Here is a 20,670-nt window from a genome sequence, read left to right as displayed (position 1 = left end):
GAGCTTAGCGCCTTAAGAGGCAGGTGCAGCGCTGCGCTGCACGGCTGCCAGCAAGGCCGTGGCACTGGCACCACGGCAATCCACAACCTGTTGCGCCCCGGCGGCCCGTGCCTGCTCGGCGACGCGCGGGCTTGGCACGAACAACGGCAGGCGCGCTATCCGCGGCCAATCGGCGGCGGCCAGCTGCTGCAAGTGCTCAAGACCCTGCCCACTGCTGACCACCAGGCCATTGAGGCGTTCCGCTTCGATGCGGCGCAGCAATGTGCCCGCCGGGTACTCCGGCAGGCAGCGACGATACAGTTCCAGATAATCGACACTAGCACCTTGCTCTGCAAGACGCTCGGCCAGCAGTTCGCGACCTCCGACACCGCGAACGATCAACACGCGCGCAGTGGCAACCGCCATGGCCTCTCGCAGGGCCGGGAGTGCAAGCAAGGCCTCGCTGTCGTCGCCCTGCCTGGGGAAGGCCACTTGCAAGCCTGCGTCATGCAGCACCGCCGCCGTGGCTTCGCCAACGGTGAACCAGCCTTTTTGCGGGGGCTGCAGGCCGTTTTGCGCGACGCGCTCAAGGAGCAGCCTGGCGGCCGGCTTGCTGACCACGATCAGCGCCTGATAGCTGGCCAGTGCGGTCAGCTTCTGGCGCTGCGCATACTCCAACTCGACCGGCTCGATCGCCAGCAAGGGCAGGCAACTGCTGGCCACGCCAGCGGCTGCCAGGCTCTGGGCCAGCGTCGCACAGTCATCGGCAGGCCGCGTCAGCAAGAGGCGCCAGGGGCTCACGGGTGCCCGGCCTCGCCGTAGACTTCCTTCAGAATGGCTTCAGCGCCCTGGCCCAGCAGGTCTTCGGCAACCTGTACACCCAAGGCTTCGGCGTTGCTGCGCGGGGCGCGGGCGTCGGCCACCAGCAGGGTGCCACCGCTGGGTTGGCCGACCAGTCCACGCAGCCACAGTTGCTCGCCTTCCAGCACTGCATAGCAGGCGATGGGCACCTGGCAGCCGCCGTTCAGACGCTTGTTCAAGGCGCGCTCGGCCACCACCCGGTCGGCGGTATCGGCATGGTGCAGCGGCGCCAGCAAGGCATGGATCTCGCTGTCCGCGCTGCGGCATTCGATACCCACCGCGCCCTGGCCGCCAGCCGGCAGGCTGTCGTCGACACTGAGGGTGGCGGTGATGCGCTGTTCGAAGCCGAGACGAATCAGGCCGGCAGCGGCGAGGATGATCGCGTCGTAATCGCCGGCATCGAGCTTGGCCAGGCGGGTGTTGACGTTGCCCCGCAGGAAATGGATTTTCAGGTCGGGCCGGCGCGCCAGCAACTGGGCCTGGCGGCGCAGGCTGGAGGTGCCGACGATGCTGCCTGCCGGCAGGGCATCGAGGCTGGCGAAGTGGTTGGACACGAAGGCGTCACGCGGGTCTTCGCGCTCGCAGATGCAGTACAGGCCCAGGCCTTCGGGGAAGTCCATGGGCACGTCCTTCATCGAGTGCACGGCGATGTCGGCTTCGTTTTCGAGCAAGGCGGTTTCCAGTTCCTTGACGAACAGGCCCTTGCCACCGATTTTCGCCAGCGGCGCATCGAGCAGCTTGTCGCCACGACTGACCATGGGCACCAGTGTGACCAGCAGGCCGGGGTGCGCCTGCTCGAGGCGGGCTTTGACGTATTCGGCCTGCCACAGGGCCAAGGCACTTTTACGGGTGGCAATGCGGATTTCGCGAGTGGACATGGAACGCCCCGATGCTTAGGAATGCTGTCGATGATAACAGCTCCGCCGGTGCCTGTAGGAGCGGCCTTGCGTCGCGAAAGGGCTGCGCAGCAGCCCCGGGGTCTGTGAGTTGAAGCATCAATTCTGGGGCTGCTGCGCAGCCCTTTCGCGACGCAAGGCCGCTCCTACAAAAGATGCGCAGAACCTGTTCAGAGCGTCTGCATCATCTTGCGCACGCCAGCCACGTGCCGTCGGCTGACGGTCAGGGCGTCACCGTCCAGGCCTTTGAGGAACAGCTGGAAATGCCCAAGCGGCGTACGCTGCAGGCGTTCGATGCGCTCGCGGGCGACCAGGGCGTTGCGGTGGATACGCACGAAACGTTCGCCGAACTCGTCTTCCAAAGCCTTGAGCGGCTCATCGAGCAGCACCTCTCCGGCTTCGTGGCGCAACGTCACGTACTTGTGGTCGGCAATGAAATAGATGACCTGCGGCAAAGGGATCAGCTCGATGCCCTTGCGCGTGCGCGCGCTGATATGGCTGCGCGGCCCCCCGCCTTCACTGCCTGGCCGGGTCAACGCCGCCAACTGGGTACGGTTGGGTTTCTCTGCCTTGCGCAACGCTTCGCGCAGGGCCTGGGGTTGAATCGGCTTGGTCACATGGCTGAGGGTACTGTCCTTGAACGCCTCGGCACCGTATTCATCGTCACCGGTACAGAACACCACCGACGGGGGTGCCTCGCGCTCGCACAGGCGAGCGGCGACCTGCAGGCCATCCAGGCCCGGCATGCCGATATCCAGCAGGACCACATCGGGCTTGTGGCTTTCGATCAGGGCCAGGGCCTCCTCGCCGTTGGTGGCGCTGGGCTCCAGCACGGTGTACCCCTCCAGTTCCCCGAAGAGCCGCGTCAGGCGTTCACGGGCCAGGGGTTCATCATCAACGATCAGGACATTCATAATTGCTCTGGATTCCTGAGTGAGTCTCGCACAGGTATAGCGTAGACAGATGCAGGTCGAGCGACACTGCGGTCACGCTCTAGACCAGTGCGAAGGCCAAAGATTCACTGAGCCGGCAGATTCACTGCCAGTCCTTTGTCCAACTGTAGACGGTCCGTGGAACACTGCCGTTCAATCGGTGAATATCCGCTTCGCCCACCTGTACCATGGTTTGCCGCAGATTTCTCTCGACCGGCGTCCTTCGGCGGCACGCCCAACCCTGCTATTATCGGCGGCACTTTTTCGTTCACGCCTTCAACGAGTGAATCCATGAGCACCGACAAGACCAATCAGTCCTGGGGCGGCCGCTTCAGTGAACCCGTCGACGCCTTCGTCGCCCGCTTCACCGCTTCGGTCGATTTCGACAAGCGCCTGTACCGCCACGACATCATGGGTTCGATCGCCCACGCCACCATGTTGGCGCAGGTCGGCGTGCTCAGCGATGCCGAACGCGACACCATCATCGACGGCCTGAAGACCATTCAGGGCGAGATCGAGGCCGGCAACTTCGACTGGCGCGTGGACCTCGAAGATGTGCACATGAACATCGAGGCACGCCTCACCGACCGCATCGGCATCACTGGCAAGAAGCTGCACACCGGCCGTAGCCGCAACGACCAGGTGGCCACCGACATCCGCCTGTGGCTGCGTGACGAAATCGACCTGATCCTGGCCGAGATCACCCGCCTGCAGCAGGGCCTGCTGGAGCAGGCCGAACGTGAAGCCGACACCATCATGCCGGGCTTCACCCACCTGCAGACGGCCCAGCCGGTCACCTTCGGCCACCACCTGCTGGCCTGGTTCGAAATGCTCAGCCGCGACTACGAGCGCCTGGTCGACTGCCGCAAGCGCGCCAACCGCATGCCCCTGGGCAGCGCCGCGCTGGCCGGCACCACCTACCCGATCGACCGTGAACTGACCTGCAAGCTGCTGGGCTTCGAAGCCGTGGCCGGAAACTCGCTGGACGGCGTCTCGGACCGTGACTTCGCCATCGAATTCTGCGCAGCTGCCAGCGTGGCGATGATGCACCTGTCGCGCTTCTCCGAAGAGCTGGTGCTGTGGACCAGCGCGCAGTTCCAGTTCGTCGACCTGCCCGATCGTTTCTGCACCGGCAGCTCGATCATGCCGCAGAAGAAGAACCCAGACGTCCCTGAACTGGTTCGCGGCAAGAGCGGCCGTGTGTTCGGCGCCCTGACCGGCCTGCTGACCTTGATGAAGGGCCAGCCGCTGGCCTACAACAAGGACAACCAGGAAGACAAGGAGCCGCTGTTCGACGCCGCCGACACCCTGCGCGATTCGCTGCGTGCCTTTGCCGACATGATCCCGGCGATCAAACCGCGCCATGCGATCATGCGCGAAGCGGCCCTGCGCGGCTTCTCCACCGCTACTGACCTGGCCGACTACCTGGTACGCCGTGGCCTGCCGTTCCGTGACTGCCACGAAATCGTCGGTCATGCGGTGAAGTATGGCGTCGACACTGGCAAGGACCTGGCAGAGATGAGCCTGGAAGAATTGCGCCAGTTCAGCGACCAGATCGAGCAGGACGTGTTCGCCGTGCTGACGCTGGAAGGTTCGGTGAATGCGCGTGACCACATTGGTGGTACGGCGCCGGCGCAGGTGCGTGCAGCTGTCGTGCGCGGCAAGGCGTTGCTGGCTTCGCGCTGATCTAGACCCTGGGGCTGCTTCGTAGCCCTATCGCGACGCAAGGCCGCTCCTACAGGGGTACGCGATTCCCTGTAGGAGCGGCCTTGCGTCGCGAAAGGGCCGCAAAGCGGCCCCTGCCCTCAGCGCTTACCGCTGCGAATCATCTCCAGGAAGGCCGGCATCGACGCCTCCTTGTCCGCCAGGATCTGCGCCATGTGCGGATTCTCGCGCATCTTCTCCAGCAACGCCTTGGCCTCCGGGAAGTCTGCGAGGAAGTCGACGTTGAGTACTTTCTTGCCCACTGCATAGGCCAGATCGACCGAGAAGCAGAACATCAAGTCAGCCAGTGTCAGCTCTTCACCCGCCACATAAGGTGCAAAGCGGCCATTGCGCTTGAGCGTGGCAAACCCCGCCAGCAGGTCGGCCCGTGCACGCTCCTTGATCAACGGTTCCACCGCCGCGCCGAAGAACGACTCGGGATAGCAGGTACGTGCCGGCAGCTCGATGTACAGTTCGATTTCCTTGAGCAGCTCGCGCACCTTGGCCTGCTCGAACGGGTCGGCCGGCAGCAACGCCTTGCCACCCCGGGTCTGCTCGATATAGTCGAGGATCACGCTGGTCTCGCTGAGAAAGCCGTGTTCGGTCTCCAGCGCCGGCACCTTGCCACGCGGGCTGATTTCCAGCGCCTGCGGCGCCTGGCCGCCATAGAACGTGACCTCCTCGAACGACAGGCCTTTTTCCAGCAAGGCCAGCTTGACCATGTTGTAGTAGTTGCTGACCGCGAATCCGTGAAGCTTGAGCATGGGTAACAGCCTCCAGGCCGTATGGGGATGGCCCGGCTTTTATAGACCGATCGGCAAGGCATGACCAGCGCGGGCGTGGCAAACTGTACGCCCCACATCAGGAGTAGCGCCATGAGCGAGCCCACCGACATCGACAATGACGACGACGAAGCCTTCGCCGAGGCAACGCTGACCCAGGCCATCGAGAACCAGATCGAAAGCGGCGAACCGCCGGCGGCCAAGGCCACGTTCAACAAGCTCAGCCTGGTCGGTTACGAGCGCGAAGACATCCTCAATCTCATGGCCCATGTACTCGCCATCGAGATCGACAACATGCTCGCCGAGGATCGCCCCTTCAACGCCGAGTGGTACGAAACCGCCCTGCGCGCGCTTCCCGAGCTGCCACCTGAGGCAGATCAAGGCGAGGACGAATAACCCGACTACACTCCAGGGTCAGGCACCGCTGGCGGTGCCGCCATCCTCGTCTGGAAGTCAGGAGTCGCCATGTCCTTCACCCCCGAACTGATCGCCGAACTGGAAGTACTCGCCCTGTTCACCCTGGACAGCAGCCAGGAAGGCATCAAGATTCACGCGAACGCAGCACCCGCCCTTGTCGCCGCGGCAAAACGCCTGCACGAGAAGCAGTTGACCGACCAGCCCGATGGCGGATACCTCACTAGCCTGGGGCATGACGCGGCAGAAAGCGTGCAACTGCTGCTGAACATCCTCAAGACCCCGCAGCCTGCGTAAACCTGTACCGGCCCTTTCGCCGGCAAGCCGGCTCCCACAAGGTCAGCGGTGATCGATGTGGGAGCCGGCTTGCCGGCGATAGGGTCCGCACAGGCGCTAGAAAAATGGCGTCAAGAACCCACATGCTGCTTATCCGAGTGCTCCACTCAGGTTAAACTCGCCTCAGCTCCCCAGCCTGCCCCTGAGTGCGCAATGAACCAGCCCCACGAAATCCGCCCAGACCTGCACGACGGCATCGATCGCAAGGTGCTGGCGAAGCTGCGTGCGCGGTTCCTGCAGCTGAACCAAGGCCGGCTCGAGCGCGCCCTGGAGGGGCTTTCGACACGCCAGCAGCAGGTGCTGACCCTTCTGCCATTGCTGTTCCACGTCAACCACCCGTTGCTGCCCGGCTATGTCTCCGGCAGCACGCCAGCGGGCGTATCAGGCTTCGAGCCCTCTGCCGATCTGGTCGCCGAAGGCCAGCGGTTGGCCCGTTCGTTCAGCTACAAGACGCGCCTGGGTAACCCCCACCGCCCCATCCACGGCCTGTTCCTGATGGGCAGCCTCGGCTCCCTGGCCCAGGCCGAGCAGAGCGACATGGACCTGTGGGTCTGCCACGCCCCTGGCCTGGCCGAAGGTCCGCGCGAAGAACTGCAGCGCAAATGCCAGCTGCTCGAATCCTGGGCGGCCAGCCTGGGCGCCGAAGCGCATTTTTTCCTGATCGACCCGCAGAGCTTCGCCAAAGGCCAGCGCGACGGCCAGCTCAGTTCCGACGACTGCGGCACGACCCAGCACTACCTGTTGCTCGATGAGTTCTACCGCACTGCGATATGGCTGGCCGGGCGCACGCCGCTATGGTGGTTGGTGCCGGTCTATGAAGAGCAGAACTATCAGCGCTACAGCGACACCTTGCTGAACAAACGCTTCATCCGCAGCACCGATGCCCTCGACCTCGGCCACCTGGCGCATATCCCGCCCGGCGAGTTCGTCGGGGCCGGCTTGTGGCAGCTGTTCAAGGGCATCGACTCGCCGTACAAGTCGCTGCTCAAGCTGCTGCTGACCGAGGTGTACGCCAGCGAGCATCCCGCCGTGCGCTGCCTGAGCCTGGACTACAAGCAGGCAGTGTTCGCCAATCGCCTGGACCTCGACGAGCTCGACCCCTATGTAATGGTTTACCGGCGGATCGAACACTACCTGCAGCAACGCGGCGAAACCACGCGCCTGGAACTGGTACGGCGCAGCCTGTACCTGAAGGTCAACAAGAAGCTCAGCGGCCTCGATCGCACCCGCAACAACGGCTGGCAGCGTCGGCTTTTGCAACGCCTGGCGGACGAATGGGGCTGGGACCAACGCCAGTTGGCCCTGCTCGACAGCCGCAGCCAATGGAAGGTGCGCCAGGTAGCGGTCGAGCGCCGCGAACTGGTGGCCGAGCTGAACCATAGCTATCGCTTTCTCGGCCAGTTTGCCCAAAACCAGAACGTCAGCAATCGCGCCGAACAGCGCGACCTGAATGTCCTCGGCCGACGCCTGTACGCGGCGTTCGAACGCCGCGCCGGCAAGATCGAAGTGATCAACCCCAGCATTGCCCCAGACCTCGCCGAAGACACCCTGACCCTGGTCCAGTCACCCAACCGAAAAGAGCCCGGCAGTTACCACTGGGGTCTGTACAACGGCAACCTGGGCGTGCACGAATGGGAGCATTTCAGCCCGATCAAGCGCTGCCGCGAACTGCTCGAACTGCTGGCCTGGGCCCACCGCAACGGCGTCATCGACAGCAGCACGCGCCTGGCGCTGCACCCAGGCGAAAGTGACCTCAGCGAATTCGAGCTGTTCAACCTGATCGGCAGCCTGCAGCAGAGTATCCCCCTGCCGCTGGAGCCGGTCAGCGAAGTGCGCCTGCTGCAACCCAGCGTGGCCGACGAGATCCTCTTGCTGGTCAACGTTGGCGTCGACCCGTTGCGCCACCACCGCGACCTGAACATCCTGATGACCACCGAGCGCACCGACTCGCTGAGCTACGCAGGCGTTCGCGAAAACCTGGTGTTGACGCTCGACCAGATCACCCTGAACAGCTGGAACGAAGTGCTGGTGCAGCGCTACGACGGCGAGCACGCCCTGCTGCGCTGCCTACGCGACTTCCTCAACAGTCTCGGCCAGCGCAGCCACCGCCCGCGGGTGCGGGTGCGTTGCTTCTGCCACAACCGCGCGCAAGCCATCAGCCAGCGGGTCGAGGACATTTTCGACACCGTGCAGCTGCTGCTGGACCAGGACCGAAACTACCGCTATCTCGTGCAAGTGGCGCAGCACACCCATGTGCTGGAGCTGCTGCCCGGGCAGGTCAACCTGACGACGCTGACCGGGCATGCCGCCGTGCTCGATTGCCTGGGGGAAGAGCGCAACGTCTACAGCCCGCTGCACCTGGATGCCAATGCCTTGCAGGACCACGACCTGCCGCTGGTGCTGGAACAAGGCCGCCCCGACTGCATCCAGGTGTTCTACCGCCTGCTCGACGGCTGGGCCGACCTTTATGTGCTGGATGAATACAACGCCCTGTGGCAGCAGCGTCTGCCGCTGCATGACGAAAGCCACCTGCTGCTGCCGATTCAGCGCTTTCTGCGGTCGGTGGTGATGCGCCGCGATGCGCGCTTGCCACTGGACTATGTGCAGCAGGCTTCGCTGCAGATCCACTACGCCCAGTTGCTGCCCTCAGGGCCAGGCAAGGCGCGCAGCAGCGAGGCCCGCCCAGCGCCACGCGATGGCAACGGCCAGCCGTACTACGAGGTGCAAGCCATTCTGCAGGCCGGCGCGGGTGATGAAGTGCATGTCACGCTGTATTGCGACCAGCAGGAGTTTTCCGAGCTGGAACATGGTGACGAACTGTATGCCGTGGTCGCCCGGCAGATCCTCGGCCAGCGCCGCAGTGCCGGGCACTACCGCTGCTATATCACCGACCTGGACCTGTCAGAGCTGCTCGAGGATGAGCAGGGTTCGACCCTGCTGTACTTGCGCTACAAGCGAGCGCTCGAGCAGGCGCTCAATGATGGGTTGGCGCAGTTGCAGGCAACCCTGGAGCCTTGAATCAGAGGTCGAAATCACCCGCCGCTTCCGGCTGATATTCAACTTCCAGCAGCTTCAGCTTGAGGGTCTTGCCCCCCGGCGCCGGCCAGTCGATCTGCTCGCCCACCGACAGGCCCAGCAACGCGCAACCAATGGGCGCCAGGATGGAGACCTTGCCCTCGCCGCCTGCATCCTTCGGGTACACCAGCGTCAGGTGGTAGTCCTTGCCGCTGGCCTCTTCGCGGCAGTGCACGCGCGAGTTCATGGTCACCACACCGGCTGGCACGTCCTCATGGCTGACCACTTGCTCGGCGCGGTCCAGCTCCTCCTGCAGGGCGAGCACACCCGGAGTACTTTCGTCGAGGCTGTCGATCAGGCGCTCGAGACGCTGTACGTCCAATCGGGTGAGGATGAGGGAAGGCTTGGTGCTCATGATCCAGTCAGGCTCCTTTTAACAGGCGGTTTTCGATGGGCAGATAAAGCAAAACCCCGCCCAAGGGCGGGGTTTGTGAATACTGTGGCGTCAGCGACGCATGCCTCGACACTACCACAGACGGGCAAATACTCAAGCCCGTGCGCGCAAGGCCTCGGCTTCACGGCAAATCTGCCGGCGCCGTTCATCGTCGGCCGAGCGCCATTCACGAATATGCTCGACGTGTCGATGGCAGCCGGTGCACACCTTGTGCTCATCCAGCCGGCAGACGCTGATGCACGGCGAAGGCACCGCGGGGCTGATGTTGCTGTACAGCGGCTTGGCTGGCCGCGCCTGGGCAGTCATGTCAGATCTCGTCGAAGTCCAGCTTCTCGCCGGCTCGCTCCCAGACGATGCGCTCGAGCATTTCGCCCAGCAGCTCTTCGCTCTTCTCGCACACCCACTTGCCGCTCTCTTCGTCGTAGTCGAAGTGGAAGCCACCGGAACGATCGGCCAGCCACAGCTGGCGCAGCGGCTCCTGGCGGCTGAAGATCAGCTGGCTGCCGTTGTCGAACTTGATGGTCAGGACGCCGGCGGAATTCTCCATGTCCAGGTCCATGCCACTCTCGTCGAACAGGTCTTCCAAAGCCTGTTGGGTGGCGTCGACCAGATCATGGAAACGCGCTTCGCTCAAACTCATTGCAGGAACCTCGAAATTGGCTGCATTACAGGCAAGCCGGGCAAGATACGGGCGCTTGGCGCTGAATGCAAAGGTTAGCCGCTGGCCCACAAGCATAGCCCGCCCGGCGGACCGGCTCTTGCATAGGCAATCCGCCGGTCGCTCGGTATACTCGGGCGCAATACTGCATATTTCAAAGGATTTCACCCATGAAGCGCCTGATTTCCTCACTTGCGGCGCTGGTCGCGGTTGCCTGCCTCGTTTCGGCCTGCGGTCAGAAAGGCCCTCTGTACCTGCCTGAAGATGGCAAGGATGGCAAAGGCAGCCACAAGTCGCATCAGCACCAGCACGCGCCGGCGGTACAGCCGCAGGACGAGCAGCCCATCGAGCCCGAGCAGTCGCCTGCTGAGTAAGGAAATCACATGAACGCTTTCAACTACCGCGACGGTCAACTGTTCGCGGAAGGCGTGGCCCTGTCGGCCATCGCCGAACGTTTTGGCACCCCCACCTACGTGTACTCGCGTGCCCACATCGAAGCCCAGTACCGCAGCTATACCGACGCCCTGCAAGGTGTCGATCACCTGGTCTGCTTCGCGGTCAAAGCCAACTCCAACCTTGGCGTGCTGAACATCCTGGCGCGCCTGGGTGCAGGTTTCGACATCGTTTCCGGCGGTGAGCTGGAGCGTGTGCTGGCCGCAGGCGGGCGTGCCGATCGCGTGGTGTTCTCCGGCGTCGGCAAGACCCGTGAAGACATGCGCCGCGCCCTGGAAGTCGGCGTGCACTGCTTCAACGTCGAGTCCACCGACGAGCTCGAGCGCCTGCAGGTTGTGGCCGCCGAGATGGGCAAGGTTGCCCCGATCTCGCTGCGGGTCAACCCGGACGTCGATGCCGGTACCCACCCGTACATCTCCACCGGCCTGAAAGAGAACAAGTTCGGCATCGCCATCGCCGACGCCGAAGCCATCTACGTGCGTGCCGCGCAGCTGCCGAACCTGGAAGTGGTCGGCGTCGACTGCCACATCGGTTCGCAGCTGACCACCGTCGACCCGTTCCTCGACGCCCTCGACCGCCTGCTGGTGCTGATCGACCGCCTCGCCGAATGTGGCATCCACCTGCGCCACCTGGACCTCGGCGGCGGTGTCGGCGTGCGTTATCGCGATGAAGAGCCGCCATTGGTAGCTGACTACATCAAGGCCATTCGCGAGCGCGTCGGCGACCGTGACCTGGCCCTGGTGTTCGAACCGGGCCGCTACATCGTGGCCAACGCCGGTGCCCTGCTGACCCGCGTGGAATACCTCAAGCACACCGAACACAAGGACTTCGCCATCATCGATGCGGCGATGAACGACCTGATCCGCCCGGCCCTGTACCAGGCCTGGATGGGCGTCAGCGCGGTCACCCCACGCGAAGGCGAAGGCCGTGCCTACGACCTGGTCGGGCCAATCTGCGAGACCGGCGACTTCCTCGCCAAGGACCGCCAGCTGAACCTGGCCGAAGGCGACTTGCTGGCCGTACAGTCGGCGGGCGCCTATGGTTTCGTCATGAGCTCGAACTACAACACCCGTGGCCGTTGCGCAGAAATCCTGGTCGACGGCGACCAGGCTTTCGAAGTACGCCGTCGCGAGACCGTCGCCGAACTGTACGCTGGCGAAAGCCTGCTGCCGGAGTGAACCCATGCTGCTGCGCTTTACCAAGATGCATGGGTTGGGCAACGACTTCATGGTCCTCGACCTGGTCAGTCAACACGCCCACATCCAGCCCAAGCACGCCAAGCAATGGGGTGACCGCCACACCGGTATCGGCTTCGACCAGCTGCTGATCGTCGAAGCACCGAACAATCCGGAAGTGGACTTCCGCTACCGGATCTTCAACGCCGACGGTTCCGAGGTCGAGCAGTGCGGCAACGGCGCGCGCTGCTTCGCCCGTTTCGTGCTGGACAAGCGTCTGACCGCGAAGAAACGCATCCGCGTGGAAACCAAGAGCGGCATCATCGTGCTGGACGTGCAGAACGATGGCCAGGTGTGCGTCGACATGGGCCCACCGCGCTTCGTTCCGGCCGAAATCCCGTTCGTTGCCGATGAGCAGGCGCTGAACTACCCGCTGGAAGTCGACGGCCAGGTCCACTCGATTGCCGCCGTTTCCATGGGCAACCCGCATGCCGTGCTGCGCGTCGATGACGTGCGCAGCGCGCCGGTGGAAACCCTGGGCCCGAAGATCGAAAATCACCCACGCTTCCCGCAGCGGGTGAACGCCGGCTTCATTCAGGTCATCGACCGCCATCGCGCCAACCTGCGCGTATGGGAACGGGGCGCGGGCGAGACCCAGGCCTGCGGCACCGGCGCCTGTGCCGCCGCCGTGGCTGCCATCAGCCAAGGCTGGATGGACTCTCCGGTATCCCTCGACCTGCCCGGTGGCCGCCTGAACATCGAATGGGCCGGCCCCGGCAAGCCCGTGCTGATGACCGGCCCAGCCGTGCGCGTCTACGAAGGACAGGTTCGTCTCTAAGCGAGTAACCGCCATGACCGATCAGCCCCAGGTTGTACCCCAGCAGTCCAGTGAGCTCGATGCCGAAGCGGTGGTCGCCTACCTGCGCGCCCACCCGACCTTCTTCGCCGAACACGACGAACTGCTGGTCGAACAGCGCATCCCCCACCAGCGTGGTGACAGCGTGTCGCTGGTGGAGCGCCAGCTCAAGCTGCTGCGCGACCGCAACATCGAAATGCGCCATCGCCTGTCGCAACTGATGGACGTGGCCCGGGACAACGACCGGCTGTTCGACAAGACCCGCCGGCTGATCCTCGACCTGCTCGACGCTGGCAGCCTGGAAGAAGTGGTGATGGCGGTCGAAGACAGCCTGCGCCAGGAGTTCCAGGTGCCGTTCGTCAGCCTGATCCTGTTCGGCGACAACGCCGCACCGGTCGGCCGCTGGGTCAGCAACGCCGAGGCCCAGCAGGCCATCGGTGGCCTGCTGGGCGGCGGCAAGACGGTCAGCGGCAACCTGCGCGAGAAAGAGCTGGCCTTCCTGTTCGGTGAGGAGCAACGCCTCGAAGTGGGCTCCAGCGCCGTCGCCGCACTGGAATACCAAGGGCTGCACGGCGTGCTGGCGATCGGCAGCCGTGACCCTCAGCACTACAAGAGCAGCGTCGGCACGCTGTTCCTCGGCTACATCGCCGAAGTGCTCGGCCGGGTAGTCCCGCGCCTGACCCAGACCCTGCGTCCGGTGCGCTGATGGAACGCCAGCTGGAAGCTTATTGCGCACACCTGCGCAACGAGCGCCAGGTGTCGGAACACACCCTGCTGGCCTACCGGCGCGACCTCGATAAAGTCATCGCGTACTGCCACAACCAGGGCATCGCGGGCTGGAGCGACCTGCAGATCCAGCAACTGCGCCAGCTTGTTGCCCGCCAGCACCACCAAGGCCAGTCCTCACGCAGCCTGGCACGGCTGTTGTCGGCTGTTCGCGGCCTGTATCGCTATCTCAATCGCGAAGGCCTGTGCCAGCACGACCCGGCCAGCGGCCTGAGCGCGCCCAAGGGCGAGCGCCGGCTGCCCAAGGTGCTGGACACCGACCGTGCCCTGCAGCTGCTCGATGGCGGCGTCGACGACGATTTCATCGCCCGCCGTGACCAGGCCATCCTCGAACTCTTCTATTCATCCGGCCTGCGCCTGTCCGAACTGACCCAGCTCGACCTCGAATACCTCGACCTCGGCGCCGGACTGGTCCAGGTGCTGGGCAAGGGCGGCAAGGCGCGTGTGCTGCCGGTTGGGCGCAAGGCACGCGAGGCGCTGCAGGCCTGGTTCAAGCTGCGAGGCATCGGTGGCCCACGCGACAACGCCGTGTTCATCACCCGCCAGGGCAATCGACTCAGCCCACGGGCCATCCAGATGCGGGTCAAGGCTGCCGGCGAGCGTGAACTGGGCCAACACCTGCACCCGCACATGCTTCGCCATTCTTTCGCCAGCCATGTGCTGGAATCGTCCCAGGACCTGCGCGCGGTGCAGGAAATGCTCGGCCACGCCGACATCAGCACCACGCAGATCTACACCCACCTGGACTTCCAGCACCTGGCCGCGGTGTACGACAGCGCCCACCCTCGGGCCAAACGCAGCAAGGGCACTGACTCATGAGCATCAAGCTGATCACCTTCGACCTCGACGACACCCTGTGGGACACCGCGCCGGTGATCGCCAGCGCGGAAGTCGTGCTGCGCGACTGGCTGCAGGCCAATGCGCCGATTCTCGGGGGCGTGCCGGTAGAGCACCTGTTCGCCATCCGTGAGCGCCTGGTGCAGGCCGAGCCCGGCCTCAAGCACCGCATCAGCGCCCTGCGCCGGCGGGTGCTGTTCCATGCCCTGGAAGCGGTCGGCTACAGCGAGAAGCACGCGCAGGAGCTGGCCAACGAAGGATTCGAAGTGTTCCTGCATGCTCGGCACCAGGTCGAAGTCTTCCCTGAGGTGCAGCCGGTGCTGGAGATCCTGCGCCATCACTACACCTTGGGCGTGGTCACCAACGGCAACGCCGATGTGCGCCGCCTGGGGTTGGCGGATTACTTCAAGTTTGCCCTGTGTGCGGAGGATCTGGGGATCGGCAAGCCGGATCCGGCACCGTTCCTTGAAGCGCTGAAGCGCGGCGAGGTCGAGGCAGGCGCGGCGGTGCATGTGGGCGACCACCCCGGCGATGATATTGGCGGGGCGCAGCGCGCCGGGTTGCGTGCGGTGTGGTTCAACCCGCAGGGCAAGGCGTGGAGTGGCGACAAGGCCCCAGATGCACAGATTCAGCGACTTTCTCAGCTGCCCGACGTTCTCGCGCGCTGGCGCTGACAGGGGCCGCTCTGCGGCCCAATCGCCGGCAGCCGGCTCCCACAGAGATCGGCGGCGCACTCTGTGGGACAGGCAAGACAAAATCATCGCCCACAAAAAAGCCCGCAGCGACGGCGGGCTTTTTTGCATTCAGCCACTCAGATAGGGCGGCTGCCGTACTTGTTGTCCGGCTTCTTGGGAGGATCGGCGACCACGTTGGCCTCGACTTCCTGAACCTTGCCACCACGCGCCAGGAAGTCTTCCATGGCCTTGGCCAGGGCGTCACGTTCCTTCTGCTTGGCTTCCATGCTCGGCATCTCGTCTACCGACACAGCCGCCTTGGATTTGCCCTTGGCCGCAGGGGCCGGGCTGCTGTCGTCTTCGCCAGCGTCTTCGACACCGTCGTCAGCCGCCGCTTCGAGGCCTTCATCACCCTCGTCTTCGTCGCCTACTTCGAGGTCATCATTTTCCAGATCGTCGTCGCTCATGTTCTACCTCATGACTTGCGAAAAGCAGGTTAGTTATAGACCAGTGCAGCCGTAGACCGGCAGCCACCAGTGAAAATTCAACTGGCCGTGGGTTGGCCACTGCCCTTGGGCCTGCGCTCCTGATGGGAGGCGGCACCCAGCAGGCCCTGCTCCTGGCAGGGCCTGACATAATCCTTGAACCCCTGCTGGCCACACGCTACTGGCAAGCCTAGCAAAGGCTGGGAAAGCGTGGGGACTGCTCGTCCAACACCCTTCGGCGCGCATTCTAGCGCGCCCGTGGAAAAAGCAAAGCGTCATCAATGCCTGGCTTCTTGTAAGTTTTTGGCCTGCGTCGCGAACGTGAGTGATAAACCGTTTGCACTGCAGGAAAAGGCAAAAAAAAGACAAAAAAATGCCCGGCAAGCCGGGCACGTTTTCCAGCGTCGCAGTTACAGGTTGTAGCCGCGTTCGTTGTGTTGAGCCAGGTCGAGACCGACCGACTCTACTTCTTCGTTGACCCGCAGGCCCATCACCACATCCAGCACCTTGAGGATCACGTAGGTGACGATAGCGGTGTAGACCACCGTGAAGATCACACCCTTGGCCTGAATCCAGACCTGCGCCCCGATGTCGGTGACCGCACCGAAGCCGCCCAGCGCCGGTGCCGCGAACACACCGGTGAGGATGGCGCCGATGATGCCGCCAACGCCGTGCACGCCGAAGGCATCGAGCGAGTCGTCATAACCCAGCTTGCGCTTGAGGCTGGTGGCGCAGAAGTAGCAGATCACGCCCGAGGCCAGACCAATCACCAAAGCGCCCATCGGGCCCACGGTACCCGCCGCCGGCGTGATGGCGACCAGGCCGGCAACCACGCCAGAGGCGATGCCCAGGGCACTGGGTTTGCCGTGGCCGATCCATTCGGCGAACATCCAGCCCAGCGCGGCGGCAGCGGTGGCGATCTGAGTGACCAGCATGGCCATACCGGCAGTGCCGTTGGCCGCCGCGGCAGAACCGGCGTTGAAGCCGAACCAACCGATCCACAGCATGGCCGCGCCCATCAGGGTGTAGCCCAGGTTGTGCGGGGCCATCGGCGTGGTCGGATAGCCTTTGCGCTTGCCCAGCACCAGGCAGCAGACCAGGCCAGCGATACCGGCGTTGATGTGCACCACGGTGCCGCCCGCGAAGTCGAGTACGCCCCAGTCCCACATCAGCGCGCCGTCACCGCTCCAGACCATGTGCGCGATAGGTGCGTAGACCAGGGTGAACCAGATGCCCATGAACACCAGCATCGCGGAGAACTTCATGCGCTCGGCAAAGGCACCGACGATCAGCGCCGGGGTGATGATGGCGAAGGTCATCTGGAAGGTGATGAATACGGCCTCAGGGAACAGCGCGGTGGCCGATGTCAGCCCCGAGGGCGTGACGCCGCTGAGGAACGCCTTGGAGAAGCCGCCGACGAAGGAATTGAAGTTGAGCACGCCCTTTTCCATACCGGTGGTATCGAAGGCCATGCTGTAGCCGTAGATGACCCAGAGAATGCTCATCAGGCCGGTGATGGCGAAACACTGCATCATGACCGAAAGCACGTTCTTCGAACGCACCATGCCGCCGTAGAACAAGGCCAGGCCAGGGATGGTCATGAACAGCACCAACGCCGTGGCCGTGAGCATCCAGGCGGTGTCGCCGGAGTTCAGCACCGGGGCAGCTTCCTCTGCCAGGGCAAGGCCCGGCATTACGAGGGACAATAGGGCTCCTAGCCCTGCGATCTTACGCAGAGTCATGTTGTTTTCTCCTGGGGCGTTGGGTTTGGTGAGGCTTTTTTCGGCGCTTAGATCGCGTCGGTATCGGTTTCGCCGGTACGGATGCGGATCGCCTGCTCCAGATTCACCACAAAGATCTTGCCGTCACCGATCTTGCCGGTGTTGGCCGCCTTGGTGATGGCTTCGATCACGCGATCGAGGTCCTTGTCGTCGATGGCCACGTCGATCTTCACCTTGGGCAGGAAGTCGACCACGTACTCCGCACCGCGATACAGCTCGGTGTGGCCCTTCTGCCGCCCGAAGCCTTTGACTTCCGTGACGGTAATGCCTTGCACGCCGATTTCCGACAGCGACTCGCGTACGTCGTCCAGCTTGAACGGCTTGATGATGGCTGTGACTAGCTTCATGAAACTCTCTCCCGATTTGGTGGACTTGCCCCAGGAAAACAAACCCGTCTCAAGTCTAAGCGCAGCGGTTGGCTTTGTAACGCGTCGTCGGCATCCGGCTCCGCGTGCGCACTGCTTGGTCACAAAGAACTGCATCAGTGCATGGCTCGCAATGGGCGTTGCAGAAACCTTGCCAGTTCCGGCAAAACGCGGGAAAACAAGGTGTTGCGTTAAATGGTCGGAATTGGCCAGTCGCCAGCATTGAAAAGATGCACAACTTCGGTGCGCGCCAACGACGCGGGCTGCTCGAAAAATGTGCAATCAAAGGCAGATTTTCCCCGTGCTACACTGCGAGCCATTTCTCCGATTCAGTGGACAGCCGCACATGCTCGCGCCCAAAGCCCTTCTCGATGCCCTGAGCGACCAGGCCTCGCGCCTTTTCAGCAGTGATACCGCCCAGCCCCGGGCAGAACTGGAAAGCCAGTTCAAAGTGCTGATGCAAGGTGCCTTCAGCAAGCTGGACCTGGTCAGCCGCGAAGAATTCGACAGCCAGATGGTGGTCCTGGCGCGCACCCGCGCACGCCTGGAGGCCCTGGAAAAACAAGTTGCCGAGCTGGAAGCCCGGATGGCGCCAGCCGCACAGGAATAAAAACCCGTCGGTTAAAGGAGTGACTCACATGAAAGTCAGTGCCCGCAATGTCTTTGAAGGTATCGTCAGCGCCGTTCAGCCCGGCGCGGTCAATGCCGAAGTCGAACTGACCCTGGCAGGCGGCGAAAAGCTGGTGGCAGTCGTGACCATGGCCAGCCTGCACAACCTCAACATCAACGTCGGCAAGCAAGCCGTCGCGCTGGTCAAGGCGCCATGGGTGGTGCTGATGACCGATGCCGATGGCTACAGACTCTCCGCGCGCAACGCCCTGCAAGGCGAAGTGCTGCGGGTCGGCGACGGCGCGGTCAATGCCGAAGTGGTACTGAAGCTGGCAGGCGGCACCGAAGTGTTCTCCATCGTCACCCGCGAAGCCGTGCAGGAGCTGGGCCTGGCCCCCGGTGTGAAAGCCACCGCGTTGATCAAGGCGTCGCACATCATCCTCGGCGCCAAGCCCTAAAAAGCTCGCACTCAGGCAGAAGCCCGCTGGCAGTCCGGTTCCGCACTGCCAGCCTTGGGCGGCAACTCCCTTGCATCCAGATCGCCCCGGAACAACGCCGCACCGCAGACAGTGATCAAGGTCTTCACTACGCTGTGCGAGTTCAGGATCTGCGCGCGTATGTGCTCGATGACAAGATCACCCGGCTGCAGCGCGACCGCACGATTCACCCATTCGATGGCGGCGAAGCGGCTCTGCTTGCGCGTACCTTGCCCCTGCATCCAGGCCAGCCCAAGCTCCGCGCAGGCACGCCCGGCGACCTCCGCATCCGGGAACTCGACCAGCCCCAGCAAATAAGCGACCCCCTCTGCGCGCTCGCGCGCATCGCCGAAGGTGCGTTGCAGGATGCCCAGTTGCAAGCGCGCACGGGCATCGAGTTGTTCATTGCCCAGGCAATCGAGCAACAAGCGCCTGACCGCCAGCATCGCACTGCGCTCATGCAACGCTTCGCCGCCACGCAAGTGTTGGCAGGCCAGGTCGTACTTGGCCATCTGGCTGCCTGACTGCGCGGCACACAACAACCAATGCTCCGCTGATGCGGCATCCCGGTAGTGTTCGGGGGTATTGGCCAGCCGGCCGCAGTGCAGCTCATAGAGCGCGGCGGCAGCGTCTGGCAACTTGCGCTCGGCGCATTGCTGGTAGAGGAAATACGCCGCTTCGTGCAGGTTCGCGGCCCAAAGCAGGCGCGGCACTTCGAGCACATCGAAGCCAAGGCCCTCGCGCCCGCACTGGCGATTGACCGCAGCGTGCAACCAGACGCGCGCCTGTTCGGCGGATTGTCGGAAACCCCACAACCCGAACTGGTGCCCCACGGCACGCAGTGCGCAAGCTGCTGCCTGCATGCGGCTTTCACACAGGCGCTCGATGGCATCGCGAAAGGCCGCTGTGGCGCCCTCGCCGCCGTGAAACAGCACGAGGCAGGCAAAGCTGTAAAAAGGCTCACCGATGCTCGACACGAAACCATGGTCAGGATAAAGCTCGACGCTGGCGACGAAGTCGTGCAGCGCGCCAGGGTAATCCTGCAGCGAGGCGTACCGCAAAGCGCCGCGCAAGGCCAGCAACGTGGCACGTTCCCTGGCCCTGAGGTCATGTTGCGTCCACGCCTCGAAGGTTTGCTGCCATGCCGCGATCTGTGGCGACTGGACGGCTCGCGGCAGCCAGAACGCCTCTTCCACAGCCAACCAGCGGATCGCATTGCGCTGCCGCTCGCTCCAGTACTGGCACAGCGGACCGCTGACGAGTTGGTCAATCGCGTCAAAGCTGCCGCCCCAGCGCGGCGTCAGGTAGCGAGCATAGGCTTCGATCGCCTCGTAGCAGCCAGGCCGCCAGGCCAGCGCATGACGAAGCCAGTAGTCCTTGGCGCCCTCCCCGTCAGGCCGGCGCGCATCGAGGCATCCTGGCAATGCCTGCGGCAGTTCCACCAGCGGTGCCAGGCCATGCTTGACCAGCAGGGGTGCCGCTGCCTCCTGCACTTCCACGTCAGCATGCGCGCTGGGACGGAAGCGCGCTACCTGGCCGCGAAACAGTTCGACCAGCCAGCCCGGCTCATGGAAATGCGCACTGATCTGCAGTATCCCGATAGCAGCAGCGACGGGTTGCGGGCTGCGTTCCATGGCCCGCAGGAAGTGCGCCGCGCCCATTTCACAGGCCTGCTCTGCAGCCAGCCTGCGCTCTTGCGAGACGTCATCGTCGGCAGCGCTGCCACGGATGTGGCACGCCCGGTTGAAGCAGTGAAAGCCCATCGCAACCTGCGGATGGTAGGCCTTGGGACAGGCGTCTATCCACGCCTTGAGCAGCTGTGTCAGCGCCTTGCTGCTGCCGACATCCCAGTCGACCAGCATATGCCCCTGGACCGCTTCCATGTACGCGGGACAGTCGCCGGGCGGCGCCTGCCGCCAGCGCACTTGAAGGCTATCGATGTAGCGGCTGAGTTCAGCGAATTCATTGGCCTGCACCCGTTCACGAATCTGTTGGCGGGCGCGAGTGAGCGTTTGCACGGGCAGTACCTTAAGTCCATTTTATGGATCACGTTGTCGTCCGGTGGCAACGGGATTAACCCTTGAACACTAAGCCATAGCTCGGCGCTTCGCAAAGTTATTGGATCCATTTTTTGCGAGATTA

Annotated in this window: 23 protein-coding genes; 12 read left to right on the top strand and 11 right to left on the bottom strand. The window is 63.7% G+C overall.

The window, feature by feature from the left end; translation table 11 throughout:
- Positions 1-12 precede the first annotated feature (12 nt).
- The 3 genes from ACIPZB_RS01575 to ACIPZB_RS01565 form a co-directional block, all read right to left on the bottom strand.
- Positions 13-780, bottom strand: a complete 768-nt coding sequence (locus ACIPZB_RS01575) for a uroporphyrinogen-III synthase (RefSeq protein WP_400638724.1) — start codon at positions 778-780, stop codon at positions 13-15.
- On the bottom strand, positions 777-1,718 hold the full coding sequence (gene hemC / locus ACIPZB_RS01570; RefSeq protein WP_400638723.1) for a hydroxymethylbilane synthase: 942 nt from the start codon (positions 1,716-1,718) through the stop codon (positions 777-779). The genes ACIPZB_RS01575 and hemC overlap by 4 nt, the downstream gene beginning before the upstream one ends.
- A 188-nt stretch (positions 1,719-1,906) precedes the next feature.
- Entirely contained in the window at positions 1,907-2,650 is a 744-nt protein-coding gene (locus tag ACIPZB_RS01565) for a LytTR family DNA-binding domain-containing protein (RefSeq protein WP_008099465.1), read from the bottom strand.
- Positions 2,651-2,959: 309 nt separating this feature from the next.
- On the opposite strand from ACIPZB_RS01565, the gene argH reads away from it, so the two are divergent.
- On the top strand, positions 2,960-4,354 hold the full coding sequence (gene argH, locus ACIPZB_RS01560) for an argininosuccinate lyase (protein ID WP_008099466.1): 1,395 nt from the start codon (positions 2,960-2,962) through the stop codon (positions 4,352-4,354).
- A gap of 119 nt (positions 4,355-4,473) precedes the next feature.
- On the opposite strand, the gene ACIPZB_RS01555 is transcribed toward argH, so the two are convergent.
- Positions 4,474-5,136, bottom strand: coding sequence for a glutathione S-transferase (locus ACIPZB_RS01555; protein WP_400638722.1), 663 nt, complete (start codon positions 5,134-5,136; stop codon positions 4,474-4,476).
- A 111-nt stretch (positions 5,137-5,247) separates the two neighbouring features.
- Here ACIPZB_RS01555 and ACIPZB_RS01550 point away from each other — a divergent pair, with 111 nt between their 5' ends.
- The 3 genes from ACIPZB_RS01550 to ACIPZB_RS01540 all read left to right on the top strand — a co-directional run bounded on the left by ACIPZB_RS01550 (position 5,248) and on the right by ACIPZB_RS01540 (position 8,922).
- The gene (locus ACIPZB_RS01550; protein ID WP_008090823.1) at positions 5,248-5,550 is read left to right on the top strand and encodes a hypothetical protein; all 303 of its coding nucleotides are present in this window, start codon (positions 5,248-5,250) and stop codon (positions 5,548-5,550) included.
- Positions 5,551-5,619: 69 nt separating this feature from the next.
- Positions 5,620-5,865, top strand: a complete 246-nt coding sequence (locus tag ACIPZB_RS01545; protein ID WP_400638721.1) for a TIGR02647 family protein — start codon at positions 5,620-5,622, stop codon at positions 5,863-5,865.
- A gap of 192 nt (positions 5,866-6,057) precedes the next feature.
- Complete coding sequence (locus ACIPZB_RS01540) at positions 6,058-8,922, top strand: class I adenylate cyclase (protein ID WP_400638720.1); 2,865 nt, start codon at positions 6,058-6,060, stop codon at positions 8,920-8,922.
- A gap of 1 nt (position 8,923) precedes the next feature.
- On the opposite strand, the gene rnk is transcribed toward ACIPZB_RS01540, so the two are convergent.
- From rnk to cyaY, 3 genes are all read right to left on the bottom strand, one after another.
- Entirely contained in the window at positions 8,924-9,334 is a 411-nt protein-coding gene (rnk, locus tag ACIPZB_RS01535; protein ID WP_008097797.1) for a nucleoside diphosphate kinase regulator, read from the bottom strand.
- Between the two features lie 132 nt (positions 9,335-9,466).
- Positions 9,467-9,679 carry a DUF1289 domain-containing protein gene (locus ACIPZB_RS01530; RefSeq protein ID WP_008097795.1) on the bottom strand — a complete coding sequence of 71 codons (213 nt, stop codon included), beginning with the start codon at positions 9,677-9,679 and terminating at the stop codon, positions 9,467-9,469.
- Between the two features lies 1 nt (position 9,680).
- Positions 9,681-10,013 (bottom strand): iron donor protein CyaY, encoded by a 333-nt coding sequence (gene cyaY / locus ACIPZB_RS01525; protein WP_400638719.1) that lies wholly within the window; start codon positions 10,011-10,013, stop codon positions 9,681-9,683.
- Positions 10,014-10,201: 188 nt separating this feature from the next.
- On the opposite strand from cyaY, the gene ACIPZB_RS01520 reads away from it, so the two are divergent.
- From ACIPZB_RS01520 to ACIPZB_RS01495, 6 genes are read left to right on the top strand one after another with little or no spacing between them, the layout of a single operon-like run.
- Positions 10,202-10,405 carry a lipoprotein gene (locus ACIPZB_RS01520; protein WP_400638718.1) on the top strand — a complete coding sequence of 68 codons (204 nt, stop codon included), beginning with the start codon at positions 10,202-10,204 and terminating at the stop codon, positions 10,403-10,405.
- Between the two features lie 9 nt (positions 10,406-10,414).
- Positions 10,415-11,662, top strand: a complete 1,248-nt coding sequence (gene lysA / locus ACIPZB_RS01515) for a diaminopimelate decarboxylase (RefSeq protein ID WP_400638717.1) — start codon at positions 10,415-10,417, stop codon at positions 11,660-11,662.
- Between the two features lie 4 nt (positions 11,663-11,666).
- Entirely contained in the window at positions 11,667-12,497 is an 831-nt protein-coding gene (gene dapF, locus ACIPZB_RS01510) for a diaminopimelate epimerase (RefSeq protein ID WP_008097788.1), read from the top strand.
- Positions 12,498-12,510: 13 nt separating this feature from the next.
- A complete protein-coding gene (locus tag ACIPZB_RS01505) occupies positions 12,511-13,221 on the top strand; it encodes a DUF484 family protein (protein WP_008097786.1) in 711 nt (236 codons plus the stop codon).
- Positions 13,221-14,120 carry a tyrosine recombinase XerC gene (gene xerC, locus ACIPZB_RS01500; protein WP_400638716.1) on the top strand — a complete coding sequence of 300 codons (900 nt, stop codon included), beginning with the start codon at positions 13,221-13,223 and terminating at the stop codon, positions 14,118-14,120. The genes ACIPZB_RS01505 and xerC overlap by 1 nt, the downstream gene beginning before the upstream one ends.
- Entirely contained in the window at positions 14,117-14,812 is a 696-nt protein-coding gene (locus ACIPZB_RS01495) for an HAD family hydrolase (RefSeq protein WP_400638715.1), read from the top strand. The genes xerC and ACIPZB_RS01495 overlap by 4 nt, the downstream gene beginning before the upstream one ends.
- A gap of 137 nt (positions 14,813-14,949) precedes the next feature.
- Here ACIPZB_RS01495 and sutA read toward each other — a convergent pair whose 3' ends face one another.
- The 3 genes from sutA to glnK all read right to left on the bottom strand — a co-directional run bounded on the left by sutA (position 14,950) and on the right by glnK (position 17,425).
- Complete coding sequence (sutA, locus tag ACIPZB_RS01490; RefSeq protein WP_008091863.1) at positions 14,950-15,279, bottom strand: transcriptional regulator SutA; 330 nt, start codon at positions 15,277-15,279, stop codon at positions 14,950-14,952.
- A 428-nt stretch (positions 15,280-15,707) separates the two neighbouring features.
- Positions 15,708-17,039 (bottom strand): ammonium transporter, encoded by a 1,332-nt coding sequence (locus ACIPZB_RS01485; RefSeq protein WP_008091864.1) that lies wholly within the window; start codon positions 17,037-17,039, stop codon positions 15,708-15,710.
- Positions 17,040-17,086: 47 nt separating this feature from the next.
- Entirely contained in the window at positions 17,087-17,425 is a 339-nt protein-coding gene (glnK, locus tag ACIPZB_RS01480; RefSeq protein WP_002555808.1) for a P-II family nitrogen regulator, read from the bottom strand.
- A 364-nt stretch (positions 17,426-17,789) separates the two neighbouring features.
- On the opposite strand from glnK, the gene ACIPZB_RS01475 reads away from it, so the two are divergent.
- Positions 17,790-18,053, top strand: a complete 264-nt coding sequence (locus tag ACIPZB_RS01475; RefSeq protein ID WP_008091866.1) for an accessory factor UbiK family protein — start codon at positions 17,790-17,792, stop codon at positions 18,051-18,053.
- 28 nt (positions 18,054-18,081) lie between these two features.
- On the top strand, positions 18,082-18,510 hold the full coding sequence (locus ACIPZB_RS01470; protein ID WP_400638714.1) for a molybdopterin-binding protein: 429 nt from the start codon (positions 18,082-18,084) through the stop codon (positions 18,508-18,510).
- Positions 18,511-18,521: 11 nt separating this feature from the next.
- Here the strand turns inward: ACIPZB_RS01470 and ACIPZB_RS01465 are convergent, their stop codons facing one another.
- A complete protein-coding gene (locus ACIPZB_RS01465) occupies positions 18,522-20,546 on the bottom strand; it encodes a DUF4034 domain-containing protein (protein WP_400638713.1) in 2,025 nt (674 codons plus the stop codon).
- Positions 20,547-20,670 lie beyond the last annotated feature (124 nt).

The organism is Pseudomonas sp. NPDC089396 (assembly GCF_044749545.1).
In the GTDB taxonomy this organism is placed as follows: domain Bacteria; phylum Pseudomonadota; class Gammaproteobacteria; order Pseudomonadales; family Pseudomonadaceae; genus Aquipseudomonas.
The sequence above is the reverse complement of the archived record's forward strand: the minus strand, read 5'-3'. Positions and strand labels throughout refer to the sequence as shown.

Bases quoted from the DNA above. Each gene is read 5' to 3' on its own strand.
- hemC (WP_400638723.1), bottom strand. From the start codon at position 1,718: ATGTCCACTCGCGAAATCCGCATTGCCACCCGTAAAAGTGCCTTGGCC.
- ACIPZB_RS01565 (WP_008099465.1), bottom strand. From the start codon at position 2,650: ATGAATGTCCTGATCGTTGATGATGAACCCCTGGCCCGTGAACGCCTG.
- argH (WP_008099466.1), top strand. From the start codon at position 2,960: ATGAGCACCGACAAGACCAATCAGTCCTGGGGCGGCCGCTTCAGTGAA.
- ACIPZB_RS01555 (WP_400638722.1), bottom strand. From the start codon at position 5,136: ATGCTCAAGCTTCACGGATTCGCGGTCAGCAACTACTACAACATGGTC.
- ACIPZB_RS01550 (WP_008090823.1), top strand. From the start codon at position 5,248: ATGAGCGAGCCCACCGACATCGACAATGACGACGACGAAGCCTTCGCC.
- ACIPZB_RS01545 (WP_400638721.1), top strand. From the start codon at position 5,620: ATGTCCTTCACCCCCGAACTGATCGCCGAACTGGAAGTACTCGCCCTG.
- ACIPZB_RS01540 (WP_400638720.1), top strand. From the start codon at position 6,058: ATGAACCAGCCCCACGAAATCCGCCCAGACCTGCACGACGGCATCGAT.
- rnk (WP_008097797.1), bottom strand. From the start codon at position 9,334: ATGAGCACCAAGCCTTCCCTCATCCTCACCCGATTGGACGTACAGCGT.
- ACIPZB_RS01530 (WP_008097795.1), bottom strand. From the start codon at position 9,679: ATGACTGCCCAGGCGCGGCCAGCCAAGCCGCTGTACAGCAACATCAGC.
- cyaY (WP_400638719.1), bottom strand. From the start codon at position 10,013: ATGAGTTTGAGCGAAGCGCGTTTCCATGATCTGGTCGACGCCACCCAA.
- ACIPZB_RS01520 (WP_400638718.1), top strand. From the start codon at position 10,202: ATGAAGCGCCTGATTTCCTCACTTGCGGCGCTGGTCGCGGTTGCCTGC.
- lysA (WP_400638717.1), top strand. From the start codon at position 10,415: ATGAACGCTTTCAACTACCGCGACGGTCAACTGTTCGCGGAAGGCGTG.
- dapF (WP_008097788.1), top strand. From the start codon at position 11,667: ATGCTGCTGCGCTTTACCAAGATGCATGGGTTGGGCAACGACTTCATG.
- ACIPZB_RS01505 (WP_008097786.1), top strand. From the start codon at position 12,511: ATGACCGATCAGCCCCAGGTTGTACCCCAGCAGTCCAGTGAGCTCGAT.
- xerC (WP_400638716.1), top strand. From the start codon at position 13,221: ATGGAACGCCAGCTGGAAGCTTATTGCGCACACCTGCGCAACGAGCGC.
- ACIPZB_RS01495 (WP_400638715.1), top strand. From the start codon at position 14,117: ATGAGCATCAAGCTGATCACCTTCGACCTCGACGACACCCTGTGGGAC.
- sutA (WP_008091863.1), bottom strand. From the start codon at position 15,279: ATGAGCGACGACGATCTGGAAAATGATGACCTCGAAGTAGGCGACGAA.
- ACIPZB_RS01485 (WP_008091864.1), bottom strand. From the start codon at position 17,039: ATGACTCTGCGTAAGATCGCAGGGCTAGGAGCCCTATTGTCCCTCGTA.
- glnK (WP_002555808.1), bottom strand. From the start codon at position 17,425: ATGAAGCTAGTCACAGCCATCATCAAGCCGTTCAAGCTGGACGACGTA.
- ACIPZB_RS01475 (WP_008091866.1), top strand. From the start codon at position 17,790: ATGCTCGCGCCCAAAGCCCTTCTCGATGCCCTGAGCGACCAGGCCTCG.
- ACIPZB_RS01470 (WP_400638714.1), top strand. From the start codon at position 18,082: ATGAAAGTCAGTGCCCGCAATGTCTTTGAAGGTATCGTCAGCGCCGTT.